The 21,999-nt window shown below is 71.0% G+C and carries 19 protein-coding genes and 2 pseudogenes; 15 read left to right on the top strand and 6 right to left on the bottom strand.

Annotated features, from left to right (window positions below):
* Positions 1-201 precede the first annotated feature (201 nt).
* Positions 202-873 (top strand): GIY-YIG nuclease family protein, encoded by a 672-nt coding sequence (locus ACGFYN_RS00795; protein WP_393863539.1) that lies wholly within the window; start codon positions 202-204, stop codon positions 871-873.
* Between the two features lie 51 nt (positions 874-924).
* On the opposite strand, the gene ACGFYN_RS00790 is transcribed toward ACGFYN_RS00795, so the two are convergent.
* On the bottom strand, positions 925-1,842 hold the full coding sequence (locus ACGFYN_RS00790) for a zinc-binding alcohol dehydrogenase family protein (protein WP_393863538.1): 918 nt from the start codon (positions 1,840-1,842) through the stop codon (positions 925-927).
* 118 nt (positions 1,843-1,960) lie between these two features.
* On the opposite strand from ACGFYN_RS00790, the gene ACGFYN_RS00785 reads away from it, so the two are divergent.
* Together ACGFYN_RS00785 and ACGFYN_RS00780 are read left to right on the top strand one after the other, a co-directional pair.
* Positions 1,961-2,398 carry a MarR family winged helix-turn-helix transcriptional regulator gene (locus ACGFYN_RS00785; RefSeq protein ID WP_393864136.1) on the top strand — a complete coding sequence of 146 codons (438 nt, stop codon included), beginning with the start codon at positions 1,961-1,963 and terminating at the stop codon, positions 2,396-2,398.
* 19 nt (positions 2,399-2,417) lie between these two features.
* Positions 2,418-2,942, top strand: a complete 525-nt coding sequence (locus ACGFYN_RS00780) for an isochorismatase family protein (protein WP_393863537.1) — start codon at positions 2,418-2,420, stop codon at positions 2,940-2,942.
* A 170-nt stretch (positions 2,943-3,112) separates the two neighbouring features.
* On the opposite strand, the gene fdhD is transcribed toward ACGFYN_RS00780, so the two are convergent.
* Genes fdhD through ACGFYN_RS00755 form a run of 5 tightly spaced genes read right to left on the bottom strand, consistent with a single transcriptional unit; the run spans position 3,113 to position 9,565 of the window.
* Complete coding sequence (gene fdhD, locus ACGFYN_RS00775) at positions 3,113-3,961, bottom strand: formate dehydrogenase accessory sulfurtransferase FdhD (protein ID WP_393863536.1); 849 nt, start codon at positions 3,959-3,961, stop codon at positions 3,113-3,115.
* Positions 3,962-3,969: 8 nt separating this feature from the next.
* A complete protein-coding gene (locus tag ACGFYN_RS00770) occupies positions 3,970-4,830 on the bottom strand; it encodes a 2Fe-2S iron-sulfur cluster-binding protein (protein ID WP_393863535.1) in 861 nt (286 codons plus the stop codon).
* Positions 4,827-6,659, bottom strand: a complete 1,833-nt coding sequence (locus ACGFYN_RS00765) for an NADH-ubiquinone oxidoreductase-F iron-sulfur binding region domain-containing protein (RefSeq protein ID WP_393863534.1) — start codon at positions 6,657-6,659, stop codon at positions 4,827-4,829. The genes ACGFYN_RS00770 and ACGFYN_RS00765 overlap by 4 nt, the downstream gene beginning before the upstream one ends.
* Before the next feature lie 4 nt (positions 6,660-6,663).
* Entirely contained in the window at positions 6,664-8,583 is a 1,920-nt protein-coding gene (locus ACGFYN_RS00760) for a molybdopterin oxidoreductase family protein (protein WP_393863533.1), read from the bottom strand.
* 10 nt (positions 8,584-8,593) lie between these two features.
* Positions 8,594-9,565, bottom strand: coding sequence for a 2-dehydropantoate 2-reductase (locus ACGFYN_RS00755; RefSeq protein WP_393863532.1), 972 nt, complete (start codon positions 9,563-9,565; stop codon positions 8,594-8,596).
* A 214-nt stretch (positions 9,566-9,779) separates the two neighbouring features.
* On the opposite strand from ACGFYN_RS00755, the gene ACGFYN_RS00750 reads away from it, so the two are divergent.
* The 12 genes and pseudogenes from ACGFYN_RS00750 to ACGFYN_RS00695 all read left to right on the top strand — a co-directional run.
* Positions 9,780-11,117, top strand: coding sequence for an OFA family MFS transporter (locus ACGFYN_RS00750; protein WP_393863531.1), 1,338 nt, complete (start codon positions 9,780-9,782; stop codon positions 11,115-11,117).
* Entirely contained in the window at positions 11,086-11,220 is a 135-nt protein-coding gene (locus tag ACGFYN_RS00745) for a hypothetical protein (RefSeq protein ID WP_393863530.1), read from the top strand. The genes ACGFYN_RS00750 and ACGFYN_RS00745 overlap by 32 nt, the downstream gene beginning before the upstream one ends.
* 163 nt (positions 11,221-11,383) lie before the next feature.
* Entirely contained in the window at positions 11,384-12,322 is a 939-nt protein-coding gene (locus tag ACGFYN_RS00740) for a beta-ketoacyl-ACP synthase III (protein ID WP_393863529.1), read from the top strand.
* A 140-nt stretch (positions 12,323-12,462) separates the two neighbouring features.
* Positions 12,463-13,140 carry a GntR family transcriptional regulator gene (locus ACGFYN_RS00735; RefSeq protein WP_393863528.1) on the top strand — a complete coding sequence of 226 codons (678 nt, stop codon included), beginning with the start codon at positions 12,463-12,465 and terminating at the stop codon, positions 13,138-13,140.
* Between the two features lie 180 nt (positions 13,141-13,320).
* The gene (locus tag ACGFYN_RS00730; protein ID WP_393863527.1) at positions 13,321-14,502 is read left to right on the top strand and encodes an ROK family protein; all 1,182 of its coding nucleotides are present in this window, start codon (positions 13,321-13,323) and stop codon (positions 14,500-14,502) included.
* A 111-nt stretch (positions 14,503-14,613) separates the two neighbouring features.
* Positions 14,614-16,131 (top strand): sugar ABC transporter ATP-binding protein, encoded by a 1,518-nt coding sequence (locus ACGFYN_RS00725; RefSeq protein WP_393863526.1) that lies wholly within the window; start codon positions 14,614-14,616, stop codon positions 16,129-16,131.
* A complete protein-coding gene (locus ACGFYN_RS00720; protein ID WP_393863525.1) occupies positions 16,128-17,147 on the top strand; it encodes an ABC transporter permease in 1,020 nt (339 codons plus the stop codon). Before ACGFYN_RS00725 ends, ACGFYN_RS00720 begins: the two co-directional genes overlap by 4 nt.
* A 37-nt stretch (positions 17,148-17,184) precedes the next feature.
* Positions 17,185-18,225 carry a substrate-binding domain-containing protein gene (locus ACGFYN_RS00715; RefSeq protein ID WP_393863524.1) on the top strand — a complete coding sequence of 347 codons (1,041 nt, stop codon included), beginning with the start codon at positions 17,185-17,187 and terminating at the stop codon, positions 18,223-18,225.
* A gap of 59 nt (positions 18,226-18,284) precedes the next feature.
* Positions 18,285-19,493: a Gfo/Idh/MocA family protein gene (locus tag ACGFYN_RS00710; RefSeq protein WP_393863523.1), complete on the top strand. Its 1,209-nt coding sequence runs from the start codon at positions 18,285-18,287 to the stop codon at positions 19,491-19,493.
* 16 nt (positions 19,494-19,509) lie between these two features.
* A complete protein-coding gene (locus tag ACGFYN_RS00705) occupies positions 19,510-20,514 on the top strand; it encodes a sugar phosphate isomerase/epimerase family protein (RefSeq protein WP_393863522.1) in 1,005 nt (334 codons plus the stop codon).
* Between the two features lie 97 nt (positions 20,515-20,611).
* Positions 20,612-21,107: pseudogene (locus tag ACGFYN_RS00700) on the top strand (PQQ-dependent sugar dehydrogenase); the annotation flags it as partial.
* Between the two features lie 87 nt (positions 21,108-21,194).
* Positions 21,195-21,914, top strand: a pseudogene (locus tag ACGFYN_RS00695) (sugar phosphate isomerase/epimerase family protein); the annotation flags it as partial.
* Positions 21,915-21,999 lie beyond the last annotated feature (85 nt).

Here is a 21,999-nt window from a genome sequence, read left to right as displayed (position 1 = left end):
GGCCGGCAGGACGGGGAGTGCGGCCGCGGGGCCGGGACTCGGTGCGGGCGCGCCGCCGGCGTTGCGGCAGATCGGGGCGTCCGGATCGCCGGCGGGGATCTGGAGGGGTGTGGCCGTCGGGGCAGGGGGCCACTTCACCCCTTGGAGCGAACGTCGCCGTTCGGGCCGTTCCCTCCCTTGGGGCCAACTAGCGTTCAACCCATGCCAGTAGTGGATCAGACCTACCTGTATCGCGGCATGCCGCTCAGCCCGGCATCCTGCCTTGACCTGCTGCTTCAGCACGCGGGGGATCAACCGTTGACGCGCGGACAGATCGTTCTCCTGCTCGAGAGGCTGCACGCGGAGCGAGGGGGAACGTTCAAGGAGCCCGGACACCTCCTCGGGGCGGTCAAGAAGGCTCTGCGGACAGGCAAGGCGACGGGAGTGCTGGCCCATCCCCGTCAGGGCTACTACATGCAAGCGAGCGCGATGGCCGACCCGGAGGCGTCACAGGAGGCCGTTCTGGGGCATCCTGCAGACGGATTCGACGCGGCCGTGGGCAGGGGGAGTGGCAGTGTCTACGTCTGGTACCTCCCCGCGTACCGCGATCGCGCACGCTCGGCCAGATCTGAGCACTGGGAGTGCAAGGTGGGCATGAGCGCCTACAGCGCCGCCCGCCGCGTCGCGGAGCAGGGTTACGTGCCCGAGAAGCCGGTGTGCGCTCTGCTCATTCGCACCGATCACCATCGCGACCTCGAGCGTTACCTGCATTCGGTCCTCGATGGCCGAGGGCGACGGGTCACGGCTGCCGTCGGTACGGAGTGGTTTCGCACCAACCCTGCCGAGGTGCTGTCGATCGCCCGCGAGACGCGCTGGGTCGCCCTGGAAGCCTGACGTATCGACCGCAGTCCTTGGGGTGCCGACGTGGACGCATGGATGCGTATTTCAGGGCCGGAGCACCACCTTGCCCCGGTTGCCCCGTGACTCGATCACCGCGTGTGCCCGCGCCGCCTCCTCCAGGGTGAACTCGCCGTGCAGCGCCGGTCGCAGGGCTCCCTCGGCGAACAGGCGCCACAGTTCCTGCCGCCATCGCTCGTACAACTCCGGTTCGCCCCGCGCGATCCGCGCCATCTGGAAGCCGATCACCGACTTGGCGCCCACGAGCAGGTCGTACGCCTGGACGGTCCCGCCGCCCGAGCTGTACGCCACCAGCCGCCCGCCGGGCGCGAGTGCGGCGATCGCCGGGGTGAGGAGGTCGCCGCCCACGGCGTCGAGGGCGTAGTCGACGGGCTCGCCCCAGCCCTCGTCGCCGTACGAGATCACTTCGTCGGCACCGAGGGAGCGTACGAAATCGGCCTTGTCCGGGTCGGACACGGCGCCCACCACCCGGGCCGCGCCCCGGGTCCTCGCCAGTTGCACGGCGAGGTGGCCGACGCCGCTCGCGGCGGCCGTGACCAGGGCGGACTCGCCCGGACCGGGGCGCGCCGCGGTCAGGGCGCCGAGGGCGACCAGGCCGCTGCGGACGAGGGTGATGGCGTCCACGGCCGTGGCGCCGTCCGGGACGGGTGAGGCCATGGCCTCGTGCAGGGGCGCGAAGTCGGCGTAACCGTGCCCGAAGCACAGGCCGGTCACACGCTGGCCGGTCCGGAAGCGGCTGACGCCCGCGCCGACGGCCACGACCTCCCCGGCGATCTCGCCGCCCAGCGGGATCGGCTCGGCGGCCTCGGTGACCTTGCGTACGACGGGGAGCGTGACGCCCACGGCCTCGCAGCGGACGAGGAGTTCACCGGGGGCGGGTTCGGGGACCGGGGCCTCCTCCAGGAACAGAGGGCCGCCCGGGGATTCGTAGCGGACGCGGCGCATGGCACCTCCACGGCTCGTAGGGCCTATCGAGAAAATCGTTGGGGGCCCCAACGGTATCCGTCATTCATTGGGAAGTCCAACGACTTGTCGCTAGGCTGTCGCCATGTCTGAAGCGCCCCTGTCCGAAGCGCCCCTCGCCGCGATTCGCTCCCTGCCCAGCTGGCTGCTCGGCCGTGCCGCCGCCCGCGGCCGGGCCCTGGTGGCCGAGGCGCTGGCCACGGAGGGGCTGAAGATGTGGCACCACGTGGTGCTCTCTGCCGTCCGCGACCTCGCGCCCGTCGCCCAGGCCGACCTCGGCCGCGGCGTGCGGCTCGATCCCAAGGACCTGGTCGGCGTCCTCAACGACCTTCAGGCCGCCGGGCTGGTGGTGCGCGAGCCGGACCCGAAGGACCGCCGCAAGAACGCCGTGTCCCTCACCGGGGAAGGCGCGCGGCTGCTCGAGCGCTGCGAGCGGGCGGCGCGTGCGGCCAACGACGAGCTGCTCGCCCCGCTCTCGGCGGCCGAACGTGACCAGTTCACGGGCTTGTTGATCCGGATCTCGGGCACGGAGGGCTGATGACGGATAACGTTCCGTCATGACCGCACCTCTCGCCCTCGACCCCGCGCGCACCGCCCTGGTCCTCGTCGATCTGATGGACCGGATCGTCGCGCTGCCGCTGGAGCCTCACAAGGGCACCGAAGTCCTCTCCGCCGCCCAGGAGTTGGCGGCCGCGTTCCGTGCGGCGGGCGCGACCGTCGTCCTGATTCGCGTCGAACGCACCGGCGTCGCCGAGCAGCCACCCGGCAGCGGGCTGGTCGCCGGACTGGCCCGGGACGGCGATCTCGAGATCGTGAAGCGGACCATCGGCGGCTTCCAGAGCACCGGCCTGGACGAGCGGCTGCGCGAACACGGCGTCCGCACGCTCGTGTTCGGCGGCATCGCCACCAATCTCGGCGTCGAATCCACCGCCCGCGCCGCCGGCGACCTCGGCTACGACCTCGTCTTCGTCGAGGACGCCATGTCGGCGTTCACGTCGGCCGAGCACGACGCGTCGGTGCGGCTGGACTTTCCGCGGCTGGGGACGGTGGTGACGGTGCGGGAGGTGCGGTTCGTGGGGTGAGGCGCGGACGCCGTGCGCACGGTGTTCCTGGCCTGGGAGGCGGCTCGTCGCTCACCCCTGATCGCCGCCTTCGCCGAGGCGGCGCAGGCCCTGGTCTGAGGCGGGGCCCCGGCGGCGCAGGGGGCGCTCCCCGCCGGTCAGGGCCCCGCCGCCGTGTCGCGGAGAGGCGGTCACCCTTGGGCGGCCGCGGTCCGCAGGGCGATGCGGTCCTCGCCCGCGTACACGTTCATGGAGCTGCCCCGCAGGAATCCCACCAGGGTCAGCCCGGTCTCCGCGGCCAGGTCGACGGCCAGCGAGGACGGTGCCGAGACGGCCGCCAGGACCGGGATGCCGGCCATGACCGCCTTCTGGGCCAGTTCGAAGGAGGCACGGCCGGAGACCAGCAGGACCGCGCGGGACAGCGGCAGGTCGCCGTTCTGCAGCGCGCGGCCGACCAGCTTGTCGACCGCGTTGTGCCGGCCCACGTCCTCCCGTATGTCCAGCAGCTCGCCGTCCTCGCTGAAGAGGGCCGCGGCGTGCAGGCCCCCGGTCCGGTCGAAGACCCGCTGGGCCGCCCGGAGCCGGTCGGGGAGGCTCGCGAGCAGCTCGGGCTCGACGCGGACCGGGGGAGTGTCGGCGATCGGCCACCGGGCAGTCGTACGCACCGCGTCCAGGCTCGCCTTGCCGCACAGGCCGCAGGACGAGGTCGTGTAGACGTTCCGCTCGAGCGTGATGTCGGGGATCGCCACGCCCGGGGCGGTCCGCACGTCCACCACGTTGTACGTGTTCGAGCCGTCGGCCGTGGCGCCCGCGCAGTACACGATGTTCTGCAGGTCCGACTGCTCGGCCAGGACGCCCTCGCTGACCAGGAAACCCGCGGCCAGGGCGAAGTCGTCGCCCGGGGTGCGCATGGTGATCGCGAGCGGCTTGCCGTTCAGTCTGATCTCCAGCGGTTCCTCGGCGACGAGCGTGTCCGGGCGGGTGGAGACCGCCCCGTCCCGGATGCGGATCACCTTGCGTCGTTCCGTGACTCGTCCCATGTCGTGTCTCAGTCCCGGTTCTGTACGTGCTGGTAGCCGAAGCGGCCCTTGATGCAGAGGTTGCCGTGGGTCACCGGGTTGTCGTGCGGGGAGGTGACCTTGACGATCTCATTGTCCTGCACATGGAGCGTGAGGTTGCAGCCCACTCCGCAGTACGCGCAGATGGTCGTCGTCTCCGTCTGGGCCGCCTCGTCCCACGTACCCGCGGCGCGCATGTCGAACTCCGACTTGAACGACAGCGCTCCGGTGGGGCAGACCTCGATGCAGTTGCCGCAGTACACGCAGGCCGAGTCGGTCAGCGGGGCGTCCTGCTCGACGGCGATCCGCGCGTCGAAGCCGCGCCCGGACATCGAGATCGCGAAGGTGTTCTGCCACTGGTCGCCGCAGGCGTCCACGCACTTGTAGCAGAGAATGCACTTGTCGTAGTCGCGCACGTACAGATCGTTGTCGACCTTCGGTCCCTCGTTGAGCCGGGCCGCGTCCGGGCCGAATCGGTCCGGCTTCGCCTCGTACTCCTTGATCCATTCGGCGACTTGTGGAGTCGTCGACAAGTCGACCGAGGAGGCGAGGAGTTCGAGGACGATCTTGCGGCTGTGGCGGGCCCGCTCCGTGTCGGTCCTGACCTCCATGCCCGGCTCGGCCCTGCGCGAGCAGGCCGGGACCAGGGTCCGGGCGCCCTCCACCTCGACGACGCAGACGCGGCAGGCGTTCTTGGGCCGCAGCGTGTCGCCCTCGCAGAGGGTCGGGACGTCCTTCCCGGCGGCCCGGCAGGCGTCGAGGATCGTCGCGCCCTCGGGCGCGCGCACGGCCTCCCCGTCGATGGTGAACTCCAGCAGCCGGCGCGGGATCCCCAGCGGTGTCACGGTCATTCGTACGCCCCCAGACGGTCGATGGCGGATTCCACGGCGTTCCACGCGGTCTGTCCCAGACCGCAGATCGAGGCGTCCCGCATCGCGCGGCCGACCTCCCGGAGCAGGGCGATGTCGTCGGCCGCGGCCGCGCCGGAGCGCTCCACGATCCGGTGCAGCGCCTCCTCCTGGCGTACGGTCCCGACCCGGCAGGGCACGCACTGCCCGCAGGACTCGTCGCGGAAGAACTCCGCGATGCGCAGCAGCAGCCGGGGCAGGGGGACGGTGCCGTCGAAGGCCAGCACCACGCCCGAGCCGAGCGTGGTGCCCGCCTCGCGGGTGCCTTCGAAGGTGAGCGGGATGTCGGTCTCGTCGGGCCGTACGAAGCCGCCGGCGGCCCCGCCCAGGAGCACGGCCCGCAAGTCCGGGCGCACCCCGGCCAGGTCCAGCAGCTCACCGAGCGTGGCGCCGAACGGCAGCTCGTAGATGCCGGGCCGCGCCACGCTGCCCGAGACGCAGAACAGCTTCGGTCCGGTCGACTTCTCCGTACCGATCGCCGCGTACGCCTGAGCGCCCATGGTGAGGATCGGCAGGACGTTGACCAGCGTCTCCACGTTGTTCTCGACCGTCGGCCTGCCGAACAGGCCCTTTTCCACCGGGAAGGGCGGCTTGGAGCGCGGTTCGCCCCGGTAGCCCTCGATGGAGTTGAACAGGGCGGTCTCCTCGCCGCAGATGTAGGCGCCCGCACCGCGCCGGATCTCGATGTCGAAGGCGTAGCCCTGACCGAGGACGTCGTCGCCGAGGAAGCCACGCGCGCGTGCCTGCGCGATCGCGTGCTCCGTGCGCCGCAGCGCGCGCGGGTACTCACCGCGCAGATAGAGGTAGCCCTGGTGCGCGCCGGTCGCGTACGCCGCGATCGTCATCGCCTCCACCAGCGCGTACGGGTCGCCCTCCATGATCACGCGGTCCTTGAAGGTACCCGGCTCGGACTCGTCGGCGTTGCACACCAGGTAGTGGGGGTGGTCGGGCTGCGACGCCGTGGCCTGCCATTTGCGGCCGGTGGGGAAGGCGGCGCCGCCGCGCCCGACCAGGCCGGAGTCGGTGACCTCGCGGATGACTCCGGCGGGGCCGAGCTCGAAGGCCCGGCGCAGGGCGGCGTAGCCGCCGTGGGAGCGGTAGTCGTCCAGCGACGACGGGTCCACGACGCCGACGCGGCCGAGGAGTGTCAGGCCGGGGTCCCCGGCCTGGGGCACCGCCATCGCCGCCGCCGGTTCCTCGGGCGCCGAGTCCGGCGAGCTCGCGGCCAGTACGGCCTCGTGGACCGTCGCGGGCGCCGACACCGCCGTACGCGCCGGGTCCCCGGCCTTGATCGCGAGCGCCGCCGGGGCCCGCTCGCACAGGCCGAGGCAGGGGCTGCGCTCGACATGGACGCCGCTGCCGGGGCCGAGCCGGGCCTCCACGCCGTCGCACAGCGCGGACGCGGCGGCCGCCGCGCACGCGAGGTCGGTGCAGACGTGCAGGACGGTGGCCGGACGTGGCTTCACCGAGAACATGGCGTAGAAGGTGGCGACGCCGTACGCCTCCGCCGGCGGCACGGTAAGCCGCCGGCACAGGTAGTCGAGGGCGCCCTCGCCGATCCAGCCGATCCGGTCGTTGATCGCGTGCAGCCCCGGCAGCAGCAGGTCGCGCCGGTCCCTGGCCTCGCGGCCGCCGCGCGCCCACCTGAGGTCGGCGGCCCTCATCTCGTCGCGGGCGGCGCCCTCCCAGGAGGACTCCGGAGGGCCGAGCAGCGCATCCACGGCCGCCCGCTCCTCGTTCGTCGGCTTGCTGTCGCCGAAGTGCAGATCCACCAGGTCACCTCACGATGGTCGCGACGGGAAGCTTCTCGATCCGGATGGCCGACGCCTTGAACTCCGCCGTGCCGGCGATCGGGCAATTGGCCTCGATCGTCAGGCTGTTGGTGTCCACCTCGTCGGGGAAGTGCATGGTCATGAAGGCGAGCCCGGGCCGCAGCGCCGGCTCGACCCACACCGGGGCCACGACCGCACCCCGCCGGGAGGAGACCTGCACCTCCTCGCCCACCACGACCCCGTACCGCTCGGCGTCCTCGGGGCTCAGCTCGACGTACTCGCCGCGCCGCAGCGGGGAGGCGAAACCGCCGCTCTGCACACCGGTGTTGTAGGAGTCCAGGCGCCGGCCGGTGGTCAGCCGGAGCGGGTACTCCTCGTCCGTGAGGTCGACCGGCGGATCGTGCTGGACGAGCCCGAACGGCGCGGGCATTCCCCGCCGGTCCGGATCCTTCTCCCACAACCGGCCGTGCAGATAGGTCGGTTCGAGCGCGTCGGTACTGGGGCAGGGCCACTGGATGCCCTGGTGCTCCTCCAGGCGGTCGTACGTCATGCCGTAGTGGTCGGGGGAGACGGACCTGAGCTCGTTCCAGACGGCCTCGGAGTCGGCGTACTTCCAGTCGTGGCCGAGGCGTTCGGCGATCTCGCACATGATGTCGACGTCCTCGCGGGCCTCGCCGGGCGGGGTGACCGCCCTGCGCACCCGCTGCACCCGCCGCTCACTGCTGGTGGTCGTGCCGTCGGTCTCCGCCCAGCCCGCGGTCGCGGGCAGCACCACGTCCGCCAGCTCGGCGGTCCTGGTCAGGAAGATGTCCTGGACGACGAGGAAGTCGAGCGCCTGCATACGGCGGATCGCCTGATCGCTGTCCGCCTCCGACTGCGCCGGGTTCTCGCCGATGCAGTAGACGGCCCGGAGCGAGCCGTCCTCCATCGCCTCGAACATCTCCGTCAGGTTCAGCCCGTAGTGGGGCTCGATGACGGTGTCCCAGGCCGACTCGAACTTCAGCCTGGTCTCGGGGTCGAGGATGTCCTGGAAGCCGGGCAGGCGGTTGGGGATCGCCCCCATGTCGCCGCCGCCCTGCACGTTGTTCTGGCCGCGCAGGGGCTGCAACCCGGCGCCGTAGCGGCCGACTTGGCCGGTCAGCAGCGAGAGGTTGATCAGCGCGCGGACGTTGTCCGTGCCGTTGTGGTGCTCGGTGATGCCTAGGGTCCAGCACAACTGGGCGCGCTCGGCGCGGGCGTAGGCGTGCGCCAGTTCCTTGATGGCCTTGGCCGGTACGCCCGTCACCTTCTCGGCGAGCGAGAGCGTCCACGGCTCGACGAGCTTTTTGTACTCCTCGTAGCCGGTGGTGGCCCGCGCGATGAACGCCTCGTTGGCCAGGCCCGCGTGGATGATCTCGCGGGCGACGGCGTGCGCCATCGGGATGTCGGTGCCGACGTTGAGGCCGAGCCAGCTCTCCGCCCACTCCGCGGTGGAGGTGCGGCGCGGGTCGACGGCGTACATCCGGGCGCCGTTCCTGATCCCCTTCAGCGCGTGCTGGAAGAAGATCGGGTGCGCGAAGCGGGCGTTGGAGCCCCACATCACGATGACGTCCGTGTGCTCGATCTCCTCGTAGGAGGAGGTCCCGCCGCCCGAGCCGAACGCGGCCGACAGCCCGGCGACGCTCGGGGCGTGGCAAGTGCGGTTGCAGGAGTCGACGTTGTTGGTGCCCATGACGACCCGCGCGAACTTCTGGGCCACGTAGTTCATCTCGTTGGTCGCGCGGGCGCAGGCGAACAAGCCGAACGCGCCGCGGTTGCGCTCGAGGCCCCGCGTCACCCGGTCCAGGGCCTCGTCCCAGGTGGCCCGCCGGAGCGGCTCGTCGCGGGAGTCGCGCACGAGGGGGTGGGTCAGTCGGGTGTAGGTCTTCGGTTGCCGCTTCCTCATACGAGACTCCTCATGCGGCGCTCCTCAGCGCGAGCAGGTCCGAGATGGCGTGCACGGTGCGCAGGGTGGGCACGTCGACGCCGGTGATCTCCGCCAACTCGACGACGGCGGCGAGCAGTACGTCGAGTTCGAGCGGCTTGCCGCGTTCCAGGTCCTGGAGCGTGGAGGTGCGGTGGTCGCCGACCTTCTCGGCGCCCGCGAGCCGGCGTTCGATGGAGATGCCGACCTCGCAGCCGAGCGTCTCGGCGACGGCGAGCGTCTCGGCCATCATGGTCTCGATGACCTTGCGGGTGCCGCCGTGCAGGCACATCTGCCGCATGGTGGCGCGGGCCAGCGCGCTGATCGGGTTGAAGGAGATGTTGCCGAGCAGCTTGAGCCAGATGTCGTTGCGCAGATCCGGTTCCACCGGGCACTTCAGCCCGCCGGCGACCATGGCCTCACCGAACTGCGTGCAGCGCTTGGACATGCTGCGGTCGGGCTCGCCGATGGAGAACCGGGTGCCTTCCAAGTGCCGTACGACTCCTGGCTCTTCGAGCTCGGTCGCCGCGTAGACGACGCATCCGACGGCCCGTTCGGGCGCGAGCACGGCACTGACCGCGCCGTCCGGGTCCACGCTCTCGACGCGGTGGCCGTCGTAGGGTCCGCCGTGCCGGTGGAAGTACCACCAGGGGATGCCGTTCTGGGCGGCGACGACCGCCGTGGTGCCGTGCAGCAGTGGCTCGATCAGCGGCCCGCACGCCGCGTACGAGTTGGCCTTCAGGCCGAGGAAGACATAGTCGACGGGGCCGATCTCGGCCGGGTCGTCGGTGGCGTGGGCGCGCGCGGTGAAGTCTCCGCGCGGGCTCAGCACCCGTACTCCGTGCTGCCTCATGGCCGCCAAGTTCGGTCCACGGGCTACTAGATGCACGTCGGCGCCGGCGCGATGCAGCGCGGCTCCGACGTAGGCGCCGATCGCACCGGCGCCGAGGACTGCGACTTTCATGCGAGGGAGCTCCGTTCGGTCGAGGGTACCGAGGAGTTGTCGAACTTCGTCGACTGAATATTGTCTACAGTATGGTGCGGGGGCCAGCAAGGGTTCGCGCACGCTTTGGAAAACCGGTCGGTCCGACCGTTCGTCGCGTCCTGCATACCGTTCACCGCATACGGTCGACCCGTCGCCTTTTCAACAACCGTGCGGCTGCCTACCGTTCGGGATCATGAGTCCCCCCGTCGCACCCGCCGGCTGGAGCCGCTGGCTCGTTCCCCCCGCCGCGCTCGCCGTCCACCTCTCCATCGGCCAGGCCTACGCCTGGAGCGTCTTCAAGCCGCCGCTCGAGTCCGCGCTGGGTCTCAGCGGCACGCAGAGCGCGCTGCCCTTCCAGCTCGGCATCGTCATGCTGGGCCTGTCGGCCGCGTTCGGCGGCACGCTGGTGGAGCGCAGGGGCCCGCGCTGGGCGATGACCGTCGCCCTGATCTGCTTCTCGTCCGGCTTCCTGCTCTCCGCGCTCGGTGCCTACACCGAGCAGTACTGGCTGATCGTCTTCGGCTACGGCTTCGTCGGCGGCATCGGCCTCGGCATCGGCTACATCTCGCCCGTCTCCACCCTGATCAAGTGGTTCCCGGACCGGCCCGGCATGGCCACCGGCATCGCGATCATGGGCTTCGGCGGCGGCGCGCTCATCGCCTCGCCGTGGTCGGCGCAGATGCTGGAGTCGTTCGGCAGCGACAGCTCCGGGATCGCGCTGGCGTTCCTGGTGCTCGGGCTGTCGTACGCCGTGTTCATGTCCCTGGGCGTGCTGCTGGTGCGGGTCCCGCGCACCGTGGACCGCACGGGCACCGCGGGCGCGCCGAGCGCCCCGCAGGGCCCGCAGGTCTCCGCGCGCAGCGCCGTGCGGACCCCGCAGTTCTGGCTGCTGTGGCTCGTGCTCTGCATGAACGTGACCGCGGGCATCGGCATCCTGGAGAAGGCCGCCCCGATGATCACGGACTTCTTCGCGGGCACCTCCACACCCGTGTCGGTCTCGGCCGCGGCCGGCTTCGTCGCGCTGCTGTCCGCCGCCAACATGGCGGGCCGCATCGGCTGGTCCTCGACCTCCGACCTGATCGGCCGCAAGAACATCTACCGCGTCTACCTGGGCGTCGGCGCGCTGATGTACGCGCTGATCGCGCTGTTCGGCGACTCCTCCAAGCCGCTGTTCGTCCTGTGCGCGCTGGTGATCCTCTCCTTCTACGGCGGCGGTTTCGCCACGGTCCCCGCCTACCTCAAGGACCTCTTCGGCACCTACGAGGTCGGCGCCATCCACGGCCGGCTGCTCACCGCCTGGTCCACGGCCGGCGTCCTCGGACCGCTGATCGTGAACTGGATCGCCGACCGGCAGGAGAGCGCGGGCAAGCACGGCTCCGCCCTGTACAGCCTGTCCTTCCTCATCATGATCGGGCTGCTCGTCGTCGGCTTCGTCGCCAACGAGCTCGTCCGCCCCGTCAGTGCCCGCCACCACATCCCCGCCCAGAGGGAGGCCGCCGATGTCGCACGACAGCAGCCAGAGTCCGCCTGACCGGCGCCTGCTGATCGCCTTCTCCTGGCTGTGGGTGGGGGCACCGCTCGTCTACGGCCTCTACGAGCTCGTCCAGAAGGCGACCCAGCTGTTCACCGGGTGAGACGACGCCGGGTGACCGTTCGGCAGGTGTCCGGGTGTCCGAGAGCCTGACAGAATCCGACAACCCGGACGCCGTAATCCTGTCAGCTTGGCTGCCGCCGTACCCGTGAGTCACTGATCAGACTGGTGGATCCGCAACCCAAGGCAACGAGGGGGACCACCGCATGAACGGCTCACGCATCGCCGCCGTCGGCCATTACCAGCCCGCCAGGGTACTCACCAACGAGGACCTGGCGGGCATGGTCGACACCAGTGACGAGTGGATCATGTCGCGGGTGGGCATCCGTACGCGGCACATCGCCGGGCCGGACGAGCCGGTCGACGAGCTGGCCGGCCACGCCGCCGCCAAGGCCCTCGCCGCGGCGGGCCTCACGCCGGGCGACATCGACCTGGTGCTGGTCGCCACCTCGACGGCCGTCGACCGCTCGCCCAACATGGCCGCCCGGGTGGCCGCCCGGCTGGGCATCCCCTCGCCCGCCGCGATGGACGTCAACGTCGTCTGCGCCGGGTTCACCCACGCCCTGGCCACCGCCGACCACGCGGTGCGGGCGGGTGCCTCGGGCCGTGCGCTGGTCATCGGCGCGGACAAGATGTCCGAGGTGACCGACTGGAGCGACCGCACCACCTGCGTGCTCGTCGGCGACGGCGCGGGGGCGGCCGTCGTGGAGGCGTCCGAGGACGCCGGCGTCGGTCCCGTGCTGTGGGGTTCGGTGCCCGAGATGGGGCACGCCGTGCGGATCGAGGGCACCCCGCCGCGGTTCGCCCAGGAGGGCCAGAGCGTCTACCGCTGGGCGACCACCCAGCTGCCGCCCATCGCGCGCAAGGCCTGCGAGCGCGCCGGGCTCGCGCCCGAGGACCTCGCCGCAGTCGTGCTGCACCAGGCGAACCTGCGCATCATCGAGCCCCTCGCCGAGAAGCTGGGCGCCGTCAACGCCGTCGTCGCGCGGGACGTCTGCGAGTCCGGGAACACCTCGGCCGCGAGCATTCCGCTCGCCTTCTCCAAGCTCGTCGAACAGGGCGCGATCTCCACCGGCGACCCGGTCCTGCTCTTCGGCTTCGGCGGGAATCTCTCCTACGCCGGTCAGGTCGTCCGCTGCCCGTGACCTGCGGGTACGGCCGGGTGTGACGCATCCGACTCCCGATCTGACTGGCCGTTGTGCGCCGTAGACTGTAGACGAAAGACAATCCATACTGGCTTTCCGGCTGCAGGTTGCTCCGTGCCGCCAAGGAGGGGGACCGACCGATGTTGTCGACAGGACTGCCGCAGGGCGCGGTACCCAAGCTCGAACGGCCCGGCCCGCTGCGCGACCGCGTCTACGAGGCGCTCCTCGAACTCATCACCACGCGCGCGCTGCAGCCCGGCCAGCATCTCGTCGAGAGCGAACTCGCGGGCCACCTCGGTGTGTCCCGGCAGCCGGTGCGGGAGGCGCTCCAGCGCCTGAACACCGAGGGGTGGGTCGATCTGCGGCCCGCCCAGGGCGCGTTCGTGCACGAGCCCACGGAGGAGGAGGCCGACCAGCTCCTCACGGTCCGTACGCTCCTGGAGGCGGAGGCCGCCCGGCTCGCCGCGGCCAATGCCAACGCCGCGGGCATCAAGGCCCTGGAGGACCTGTGCGCGGAGGGCGAGAAGGCCGTCGCCGCCGACGACGTGGACGGAGCCGTGGGCATGAACGCCCACTTCCACGCCAAGATCATGGAGCTCGCCGGCAACGCCGTGCTGTCCGAGCTGGCCGCCCAGGTGGACCGCAGGGTGCGCTGGTACTACACACCCATCGCCCGGCAGCGCGGCAGTCAGTCCTGGATCGAGCACCGCGCACTGATCGCCGCGATCGTGGAGCGGGACGAGCAGCGCGCCACCCAGCTGATGCGCGAGCACACGGAACACACGCGGCGGTCGTACCACGAGCGCGCGAAGTCGTAACTCCCTCCGGGCCGTTGGGCCGTACGGAGACGCGTGACCGCGTCTTTGTCCTGTCAGTGGAGAAAGTCGGCAGCAATTCGCCCACAGCTTCTTCCCAGGTTCGGCAGCCACTGCTACGTTCCCCTCGAAAGGCCGAACACAGGCGTGGCCGATCGAGGCGGGGAGGGGCTCGTGAGACGTATGACGGCACGACCCGCGAATGCTCACCAGGCCAAGCTGCTCAAGCTGTTGCGTGACGGCGGTCCCAACTCCCGTGCGCAGCTGGGCGATCAGGTCGACCTGTCACGGTCCAAGCTGGCCGTGGAGGTGGACCGGCTGCTGGAGACGGGGCTGGCCGTGGCCGACGGACTCGCCGCCTCGCGCGGCGGCCGCCGCTCCCACAACATCCGGCTCAATCCCGAACTGCGTTTCCTCGGTGTGGACATCGGCGCGACCTCGGTCGACGTCGCGGTCACCAACGCCGAGCTGGAGATCCTCGGACATCTCAACCAGCCCATGGACGTACGCGAGGGGCCGGTCGCGGTCTTCGAGCAAGTGCTGTCCATGGCAGCCAAGTTGAAGGCCTCAGGGCTCGCGGAGGGCTTCGACGGCGCCGGCATCGGCGTCCCGGGACCGGTCCGCTTCCCCGAGGGCGTCCCGGTGGCTCCGCCGATCATGCCGGGCTGGGACGGCTTTCCCGTACGGGAGGCGCTCAGCCAGGAACTCGGCTGCCCGGTCATGGTCGACAACGACGTGAACCTGATGGCGATGGGGGAGATGCACGCGGGCGTCGCACGCTCCGTGGGCGACTTCCTCTGCGTCAAGATCGGCACCGGCATCGGCTGCGGCATCGTCGCCGGCGGTGAGGTCCACCGCGGGGCGACCGGCAGCGCGGGCGACATCGGGCACATCCAGGCCGTGCCCGACGGACGCCCGTGCGCGTGCGGCAACCGGGGCTGTCTGGAAGCACACTTCAGCGGGGCGGCCCTCGCCCGCGACGCCGTGCTTGCGGCCGAGCAGGGGCAGTCGGAGGAACTCGCGAGCCGGCTGGAGGCGAACGGCGGCCTGACCGCCGTCGACGTCGCCGCCGCTGCCGCCGCGGGTGACGCCACCGCCCTCGATCTGATCCGCGAGGGCGGCAACCGCACCGGCCAGGTGATCGCCGGCCTGGTCTCCTTCTTCAATCCGGGCCTGGTGGTGATCGGCGGCGGGGTGACCGGCCTCGGCCACACCCTGCTCGCCGCGATCCGCACCCAGGTCTACCGCCAGTCACTGCCCCTGGCGACGGGCAACCTGCCCATCGTGCTGGGGGAGTTGGGACCGACCGCCGGAGTCACCGGCGCGGCCCGCCTCATCAGCGATCACCTGTTCTCACCCGCGTAAGCACTCGGTTCGTACCAGGCACTCGGCACAGCGCCCTGCTTCGCCCTGCCCTCGACACGGCTGCCCGAAAGCGCCCTGAAACCGGCCCGCACGCCCGCCAAGGGGATCCGCATGGCTCCAGAACCACCGCTGCTCAGCATGTCCGGCATCACCAAGTCCTTCCCCGGAGTCCGGGCCCTCGACGGCGTCGACCTCGACGTCCAGGCCGGCGAAGTGCACTGCCTGCTCGGCCAGAACGGGGCCGGCAAGTCCACCCTGATCAAGGTGCTGGCCGGCGCCCACCAGCCCGGCACCGGCACCATCCGCTGGCGCGGCGAGGAGGTCACGCTCCGCTCGCCGATCGCCGCCATGCGTCTCGGCATCGCCACCATCTACCAGGAACTCGACCTGGTGGAGCATCTGTCGGTGGCCGAGAACGTCCATCTCGGACACGAGCCGACCGCCGCCGGTTTCGTCGTACGGTCGAAGGCGGCCAGGGCCGCGACCGCCGCTCTGCTCAGGCGACTCGGGCATCCGGAGATCGAACCCGCGCGGCTCGTGGGGGCGTTGTCGGCGGCGCAGCAGCAGATCGTGTCCATGGCGCGGGCGCTCTCCCACGACGTACGGCTCATCGTGATGGACGAGCCGTCAGCCGCCCTCGACCCGGACGAGGTCGACAACCTCTTCCGCATCGTCGGCGACCTGACCGCCGAAGGCGTCGCCGTCGTCTACATCTCGCACCGGCTGGAGGAGATCAGGCGGATCGGCGACCGCGTGACCGTGCTGAAGGACGGCCGGGCCGTCGCGGGCGGGCTGCCCGCCAAGTCGACGCCGACCCGTGAGGTGGTCGCGCTGATGACGGGGCGCAACGTGGAGTACGTCTTCCCGAAGCGGCCCGCCTCGGCCCCCGACGGGGCGCCGGTGCTGGAGGTCAGCGGCCTCACCCGGCAGGGCGAGTTCGAGCCCCTGGACCTGGACGTCCACCCCGGCGAGATCGTCGGGCTGGCGGGACTGGTCGGCTCCGGGCGCTCCGAGATCCTGGAGACGATCTACGGCGCCCGTAAGGCGTCCGGTGGTCAAGTCAAGGTCGACGGGCGGGCGTTGAGGACCGGCAGTGTGCGCGCGGCCGTCCGCGCCGGGGTCGGACTCGCCCCCGAGGAACGCAAGGCGCAGGCCCTGCTGATGCTGGAGTCCGTCACCCGCAACGTCTCGGTCTCCTCCATGTCCCGCTTCTCGCGCGGCGGCTGGATCGATCGGCGGTCCGAGACCGGGGCGGCGCGGGCGGCCACCCGCGAGCTGTCGCTGCGGCCCGACAACCCGTCCGCGCCGGTGCGCACCCTGTCCGGCGGCAACCAGCAGAAGGCCGTCCTCGCGCGCTGGCTGCTGCGCGGCTGCCGGGTGCTGCTGCTGGACGAGCCGACCCGGGGCGTGGACGTCGGCGCCCGCGCCGAGCTGTACGCCGTGATCCGCCGTCTCGCCGACGAGGGACTCGCCGTGCTGCTGGTCTCCAGCGAGGTTCCCGAGGTGCTCGGCCTCGCCGACCGCGTCCTGGTGCTCCGCGAGGGCCGTGTCGTGCACACCGCGCCCGCCCGCGAACTCGACGAACACCGCGTACTCGACCTGGTCATGGAAGGAAGCCCGGCGTCATGACGCAGCATGCCTCCCCGCCACGGGACAACACCGACAAGGTGCCACCGGTGGGCCGACCACCGTCCTGGCGCGGCCTGTTCGCCCGCGCCGACGTCCGTACCCTCTCGCTCCTCGGCGTCCTCGCCGTACTGGTCCTGATCGGCGGGATCACCAAACCGGACGAGTTCCTGGACACCCGCAACCTCCAGCTCGTCCTCACCCAGGCCTCGGTGATCGGCGTCGTCACCGTCGGCATGACCTTCGTCATCACCTCCGGCGGCATCGACCTGTCGGTCGGCGCGATCGTCGCGCTCGCCTCGGTCTGGGCGACGACGGTGGCCACCCAGGAGTACGGCTTCGCGGGCATCCTCTTCACCGCGGTGCTCGTCGGCGTCGGCTGCGGCCTGGTGAACGGACTGCTCATCGCCTACGGGGGCATGGTCCCGTTCATCGCCACCCTCGCCATGCTGGCCTCGGCGCGCGGGCTGGCACTCCAGATCACCGGCGGCAAGACCCAGATCGTCACCATCAGCAGCGTCCTCGAACTGGGCGAGCGCGACGCGTATGTGCTCGGCGTGCCCCCGCTCGTGATCGTCTTCGCAGTCGTGACGGTCATCGGCTGGCTGATCCTCAACCGCACCACCTTCGGCCGCCGCACCGTCGCCGTCGGCGGCAACGCGGAGGCGGCCCGGCTCGCCGGCATCGACGTACGCCGCCAGCGCCTCTACCTCTATCTGCTGTCCGGCCTGTGCTGCGGCATCGCCGCCTTCCTGCTGATCATCCTGTCCGGCTCCGGCCAGAACACCAACGGCAACCTCTACGAGCTGGACGCCATCGCGGCCGCGATCATCGGCGGCACGCTGCTCAGCGGGGGTCGCGGCACCATCACCGGCTCCGTGCTCGGTGTCCTGATCTTCACGACGATCACCAACATCTTCGCTTTGAACAACCTGCAGAGCGACGTCCAGCAGATCGCCAAGGGAGCGATCATCGTGGCTGCTGTGCTGGTCCAGCGCCGTACCGCCGGCACGACCTGACGAAAGGGTCAGTACCATGTCACATCCCACCAGTGGTATGTCACATACCACCAGTCGCAGAGGTCTGCTCTTCGGGACCGCGGCCGTGTCCGCCACCGCCTTCCTCACCGGTTGCACCAGCAACGAGACCAAGGACGAGAAGCCGGCCGCGAACGACCAGCCGTCCGCCGACGACAAGCCCGGCAAGCACGTCACCATCGGCTTCGCGGGACCCCAGGCCGACCACGGCTGGCTCAACGCGATCAACGACAACGCCAAGAGCCGCGCCAGGAAGTACTCCGACGTCACGCTGGAGATCACCGAGGGCTCGAACGACACGGCCGCCCAGATCGGCCAGATCGAGACCCTCATCAACAAGAAGGTCGACGTCCTGGTGGTGCTGCCCGCCGACGGCAAGGCGCTCACCCAGGTCGGGCTGAAGGCGATGCGGGCCGGCATCCCGGTCGTCAACCTCGACCGGATTTTCAACTCCCCGCAGGCGTACCGCTGCTGGATCGGCGGCGACAACTACGGCATGGGGCTCAACGCCGGCACGTACATCGGCGAGCAGCTCAAGGACAAGAAGGGCGCCAAGGTCGTCGAACTGGCCGGCCTGGACAACCTGGAGCTGACCAAGCAGCGCACCCAGGGCTTCGACGACGCCCTGAAGAACTACCCCGGCATCAAGAAGGTGGCCCGGCAGGCCGCCGAGTTCACGGTGGAGTCAGGGCAGGCCAAGATGGCCCAACTCCTGCAGGCGCAGCCCAAGTTCGACGCCCTGTGGAACCACGACGACGACCAGGGCGTGGGCGCGCTGCGCGCCATCGAGCAGGCCGGCCGCGACGACTTCCTGATGGTCGGCGGCGCGGGCGCGCTCTCCGCCTTCCAGGCCATCAAGCAGGACAACGGCGTCCTGAAGGCGACCGTGCTCTACCCGCCGACGATGGCCGCGTCCGCGATCGACCTCGCCCGCGCGCTCGGCCAGTCCAAGGGCATCGGCGGCCTCGCGGAGTTCGAGATCCCGGCCTCGCTGACCCTCTACTCGGCCGTCGTCGACAAGGACAACGTTGACCAGTACATGCCCACGGGCTTCCGCTGACCGGACCCGCCCCGCACCCCCCACGGCGCTTTCACCACCAGGACGAGGAGGACATCCGTATGGGACAGCCCCAGCAGCCGGACGGACCGGAGGCCGCGAAGCCGCCGCTGCGCGTCGGCATGGTCGGCTACGCCTTCATGGGCGCCGCCCACTCCCAGGGCTGGCGCACCGTGGGCCGCGCCTTCGAGCTGCCGCTGAGCCCGGTCCTGTCCGTGATCTGCGGGCGGGACGCGGACGCCGTGCGCCGGGCCGCCGACCGGCACGGCTGGGCGGCGGCCGAGACCGACTGGCGGGCCGTGGTGGAGCGGGACGACGTCGATCTCGTCGACATCTGCACCCCCGGCGACAGCCATGCCGAGATCGCGCTCGCCGCGCTCGCCGCGGGCAAGCACGTGCTGTGCGAGAAGCCGCTGGCGAACACCGTCGAGGAGGCCGAGGCGATGGCGGCGGCGGCCCAAGCGGCCGAGTCACGAGGGCAGTTGGCGATGGTCGGCTTCAACTACCGCCGGGTGCCCGCGACCGCGCTCGCCCGGAACATGGTCGCCGAGGGCAGGATCGGCACGCTGCGGCACCTGCGGGTGACGTACCTTCAGGACTGGCTGGTGGACCCGGAGTTCTCGCTCACCTGGCGGCTGCGCAAGGAGCTGGCCGGCTCCGGCGCGCTCGGCGACCTCGGCGCGCACATCGTCGACCTCGCGCAGTACCTGGCCGGCGAGCCGCTGGCGGGGGTGTCCGCGATGACGGAGACCTTCGTACGGGAGCGGCCGCTGCCCGGCGGCGCCTCCAGCGGCCTGTCGGCGGTGCAGTCCTCCGGCGCCGGGGAGGTCACCGTCGACGACGCCGCCCTGTTCACCGGACGCTTCACCTCCGGGGCGCTCGCCTCCTTCGAGGCCACCCGGTACGCGACCGGCCGCAAGAACGCCCTGCGCATCGAACTCAACGGCACACGCGGCTCGTTGGCCTTCGACCTGGAGCGGCTCAACGAGCTGTCGTACCACGACGGCACGGAGCCCGGAACGCACGCGGGCTTCCGCCGCATCCTCGTCACCGAGCCCGACCACCCCTACCTGGACGCCTGGTGGCCACCGGGGCACGGCCTCGGCTACGAGCACACCTTCGTCCACCAGGCCCGCGACCTCGTCCACGCCGTCGCCGAGGGCCGCCGGCCCGAACCCTCCTTCGCCGACGGGCTGCAGGTGCAGCGCGTGCTGGCGGCGGTGGAGGAGAGCGCCGAGAAGAACTCCGTCTATACGACCGTCGCCGTCTGAGAAGGGTTCGAGCACCATGCCGCGCCAGTTCACGCTCTTCACCGGCCAATGGGCCGACCTGCCGCTCGAAGAGGTCTGCCGCCTCGCCCGCGACTTCGGCTACGACGGCCTCGAACTCGCCTGCTGGGGCGACCACTTCGAGGTCGACAAGGCGCTCGCCGACCCGTCGTACATCGACTCGCGCAAGCAGTTGCTCGACAAGTACGGACTGCAGTGCTGGGCAGTCTCCAACCACCTCACCGGCCAGGCCGTGTGTGACGCCATCATCGACGAACGCCACCGGGCGATCGTGCCGCGCGAGGTGTGGGGCGACGGTGACCCGGAGGGCGTCCGCCGACGCGCCGCGCAGCGCATGAAGGACACCGCGCGGGCCGCGGCCGCCTTCGGCGTCGACACCGTCATCGGCTTCACCGGCTCCGCCATCTGGCATCTGGTCGCGATGTTCCCGCCCGCGCCGGAGTCGATGATCGAGCGCGGCTACGAGGACTTCGCCGAGCGCTGGAACCCGATCCTGGACGTCTTCGACCAGGAGGGCGTGCGGTTCGCGCACGAGGTCCACCCGAGCGAGATCGCCTACGACTACTGGACGACTCACCGCGCTCTCGAGGCGGTTGGCGGCCGCGCCGCCTTCGGCCTGAACTTCGACCCCTCCCACTTCGTCTGGCAGGACCTCGACCCGGTCGGCTTCCTGTGGGACTTCCGCGAGCGGATCTACCACGTGGACTGCAAGGAGGCCCGCAAGCGCCTCGACGGCCGCAACGGACGCCTCGGCTCCCACCTGCCCTGGGGCGACCCGCGCCGCGGCTGGGACTTCGTCTCGGCAGGACACGGCGACGTCCCCTGGGAGGACGTCTTCCGGATGCTGCGGTCCATCGACTACCGGGGTCCCGTCTCCATCGAGTGGGAGGACGCCGGCATGGACCGGCTGCAGGGCGCGCCCGAAGCCCTGACCCGCCTGAAGGCATTCGACTTCGAGCCGCCTTCGGCCTCCTTCGACGCGGCGTTCGGCGGCAACGGCTAGATCCCATCCGCCAGACCACACCGACGCGTTCCGGGATGACGGCGCATCCCGGCGTACCGCACCCCACCCGTACAACCTGCCCCCATCGGAGGCATCCGTGCACGGGAACACCCGCATCACCAGCACCGACAGAAACGAGGCCCACGGACACCGCTTCCGCAGGGCCGTCGCCCTCCTCGGCGGCGTGCTCCTCGCAGGAGCCTCACTCTCCCTCACCGCTCCCCAGGCCGGCGCAGCCGTCGCCGACCCAGGGCCGCACCGGCGGCAGCCGCGGCCGAGGACTTCCAGCGGGCACCCTCGCCAAGGGCGAACCGGAGGCCGGCGAGCCCATGTCGCTCGCCGTGCTCCCCGACCGCTCGGTCCTGCACACCTCACGCGACGGCGAACTCCGGATGACGGACGCGGCCGGCAACACCCGGCTGATCGGCAAGCTCGACGTCTACTCCCACGACGAGGAGGGACTCCAAGGCGTCGGCGTGGACCCGGGCTTCGCCGCCAACCGGGCCATCTACCTCTACTACACGCCCCCGCTCGACACCCCGGCGGGCGACGCCCCCGAGACCGGCACCGCGGCCGACTTCGCGCCCTTCGAAACCTGAAGCGCTCAACGAGCCGACTGACCACCGTGGTTGTGGGTGCCGGACTGCCGCTCGGCTATGTCTCGGGACCCGCCTTCTCGCACCCTGGCCCAGCTCAGGCGGCTGGCGAAGAACCACGGCCTGAACCCGATCGGCAGCCACGTCGGCTACTCCTCCGACGACCCTAACGCCTACACCTTCGCCCAGAACCTCACCAAGGTCCTCGACGACGCCGAGGCCCTCGGCCTCAAGCACATCGGCACCGCGTCGGGCCCGAACCGCTACGGCAACACCGTCGACGACTGGAAGCGGGCCGCCGAGGAGTTCGACACCTACGGCGCGGCGGCGAAGGCGCGCGGCATGAAGTTCTACCAGCACAACCACTCCGACGAGTTCGGCTTCGCCACCGACGACCCCAAGGTCCGCCTCTACGACGTGCTGCTCGCCGAGACCGACCCCGGCCTGGTCCATCTGGAGATGGACATCTTCTGGGCCTACGCGGGCCGGTTCCGCTTCTCCAAGCGCCCCGACGGCAGCGCCGCCCCCTTCGAGCCGCTCGACTACGTGCTCAGGCAGCCCCGCCGCTGTCCGCTCTTCCACGTCAAGGACGGCGTGAGCGATCCGTCGAACCAGTTCGGCTACCGCATGGTCGACGTCGGCGACGGCGACATCGACTAGCAGAAGTTCATGTCCGCCGTGACCCGGCTGCGCGGCGAACGCCTCGCCCACCACTGGCAGACCGAACACGACCAGCCCACCGAGTCGTTCACGTTCGCGCGCCGCTCCAGCGAGTATCTGCACAACCTGCGCGCGAAGTGCTGACGGCCCTTCGCGAGCACGGAGCACACGCGTGAGGAGGCCCTCCCCCGCATCCGGGGAGGGCCTCCTCACGCGCGCGTGGCGTCGG

The sequence above is a fragment of the Streptomyces sp. NPDC048419 genome (assembly GCF_043200415.1).
Taxonomy (GTDB): domain Bacteria; phylum Actinomycetota; class Actinomycetes; order Streptomycetales; family Streptomycetaceae; genus Streptomyces.
The sequence above is the reverse complement of the archived record's forward strand: the minus strand, read 5'-3'. Positions and strand labels throughout refer to the sequence as shown.

Coding starts and splice junctions, on each gene's coding strand:
- ACGFYN_RS00795 (WP_393863539.1), top strand. CDS start 202: ATGCCAGTAGTGGATCAGACCTACCTGTATCGCGGCATGCCGCTCAGC.
- ACGFYN_RS00790 (WP_393863538.1), bottom strand. CDS start 1,842: ATGCGCCGCGTCCGCTACGAATCCCCGGGCGGCCCTCTGTTCCTGGAG.
- ACGFYN_RS00780 (WP_393863537.1), top strand. CDS start 2,418: ATGACCGCACCTCTCGCCCTCGACCCCGCGCGCACCGCCCTGGTCCTC.
- fdhD (WP_393863536.1), bottom strand. CDS start 3,961: ATGGGACGAGTCACGGAACGACGCAAGGTGATCCGCATCCGGGACGGG.
- ACGFYN_RS00770 (WP_393863535.1), bottom strand. CDS start 4,830: ATGACCGTGACACCGCTGGGGATCCCGCGCCGGCTGCTGGAGTTCACC.
- ACGFYN_RS00760 (WP_393863533.1), bottom strand. CDS start 8,583: ATGAGGAAGCGGCAACCGAAGACCTACACCCGACTGACCCACCCCCTC.
- ACGFYN_RS00755 (WP_393863532.1), bottom strand. CDS start 9,565: ATGAAAGTCGCAGTCCTCGGCGCCGGTGCGATCGGCGCCTACGTCGGA.
- ACGFYN_RS00750 (WP_393863531.1), top strand. CDS start 9,780: ATGAGTCCCCCCGTCGCACCCGCCGGCTGGAGCCGCTGGCTCGTTCCC.
- ACGFYN_RS00745 (WP_393863530.1), top strand. CDS start 11,086: ATGTCGCACGACAGCAGCCAGAGTCCGCCTGACCGGCGCCTGCTGATC.
- ACGFYN_RS00740 (WP_393863529.1), top strand. CDS start 11,384: ATGAACGGCTCACGCATCGCCGCCGTCGGCCATTACCAGCCCGCCAGG.
- ACGFYN_RS00735 (WP_393863528.1), top strand. CDS start 12,463: ATGTTGTCGACAGGACTGCCGCAGGGCGCGGTACCCAAGCTCGAACGG.
- ACGFYN_RS00730 (WP_393863527.1), top strand. CDS start 13,321: ATGACGGCACGACCCGCGAATGCTCACCAGGCCAAGCTGCTCAAGCTG.
- ACGFYN_RS00725 (WP_393863526.1), top strand. CDS start 14,614: ATGGCTCCAGAACCACCGCTGCTCAGCATGTCCGGCATCACCAAGTCC.
- ACGFYN_RS00720 (WP_393863525.1), top strand. CDS start 16,128: ATGACGCAGCATGCCTCCCCGCCACGGGACAACACCGACAAGGTGCCA.
- ACGFYN_RS00715 (WP_393863524.1), top strand. CDS start 17,185: ATGTCACATACCACCAGTCGCAGAGGTCTGCTCTTCGGGACCGCGGCC.
- ACGFYN_RS00710 (WP_393863523.1), top strand. CDS start 18,285: ATGGGACAGCCCCAGCAGCCGGACGGACCGGAGGCCGCGAAGCCGCCG.
- ACGFYN_RS00705 (WP_393863522.1), top strand. CDS start 19,510: ATGCCGCGCCAGTTCACGCTCTTCACCGGCCAATGGGCCGACCTGCCG.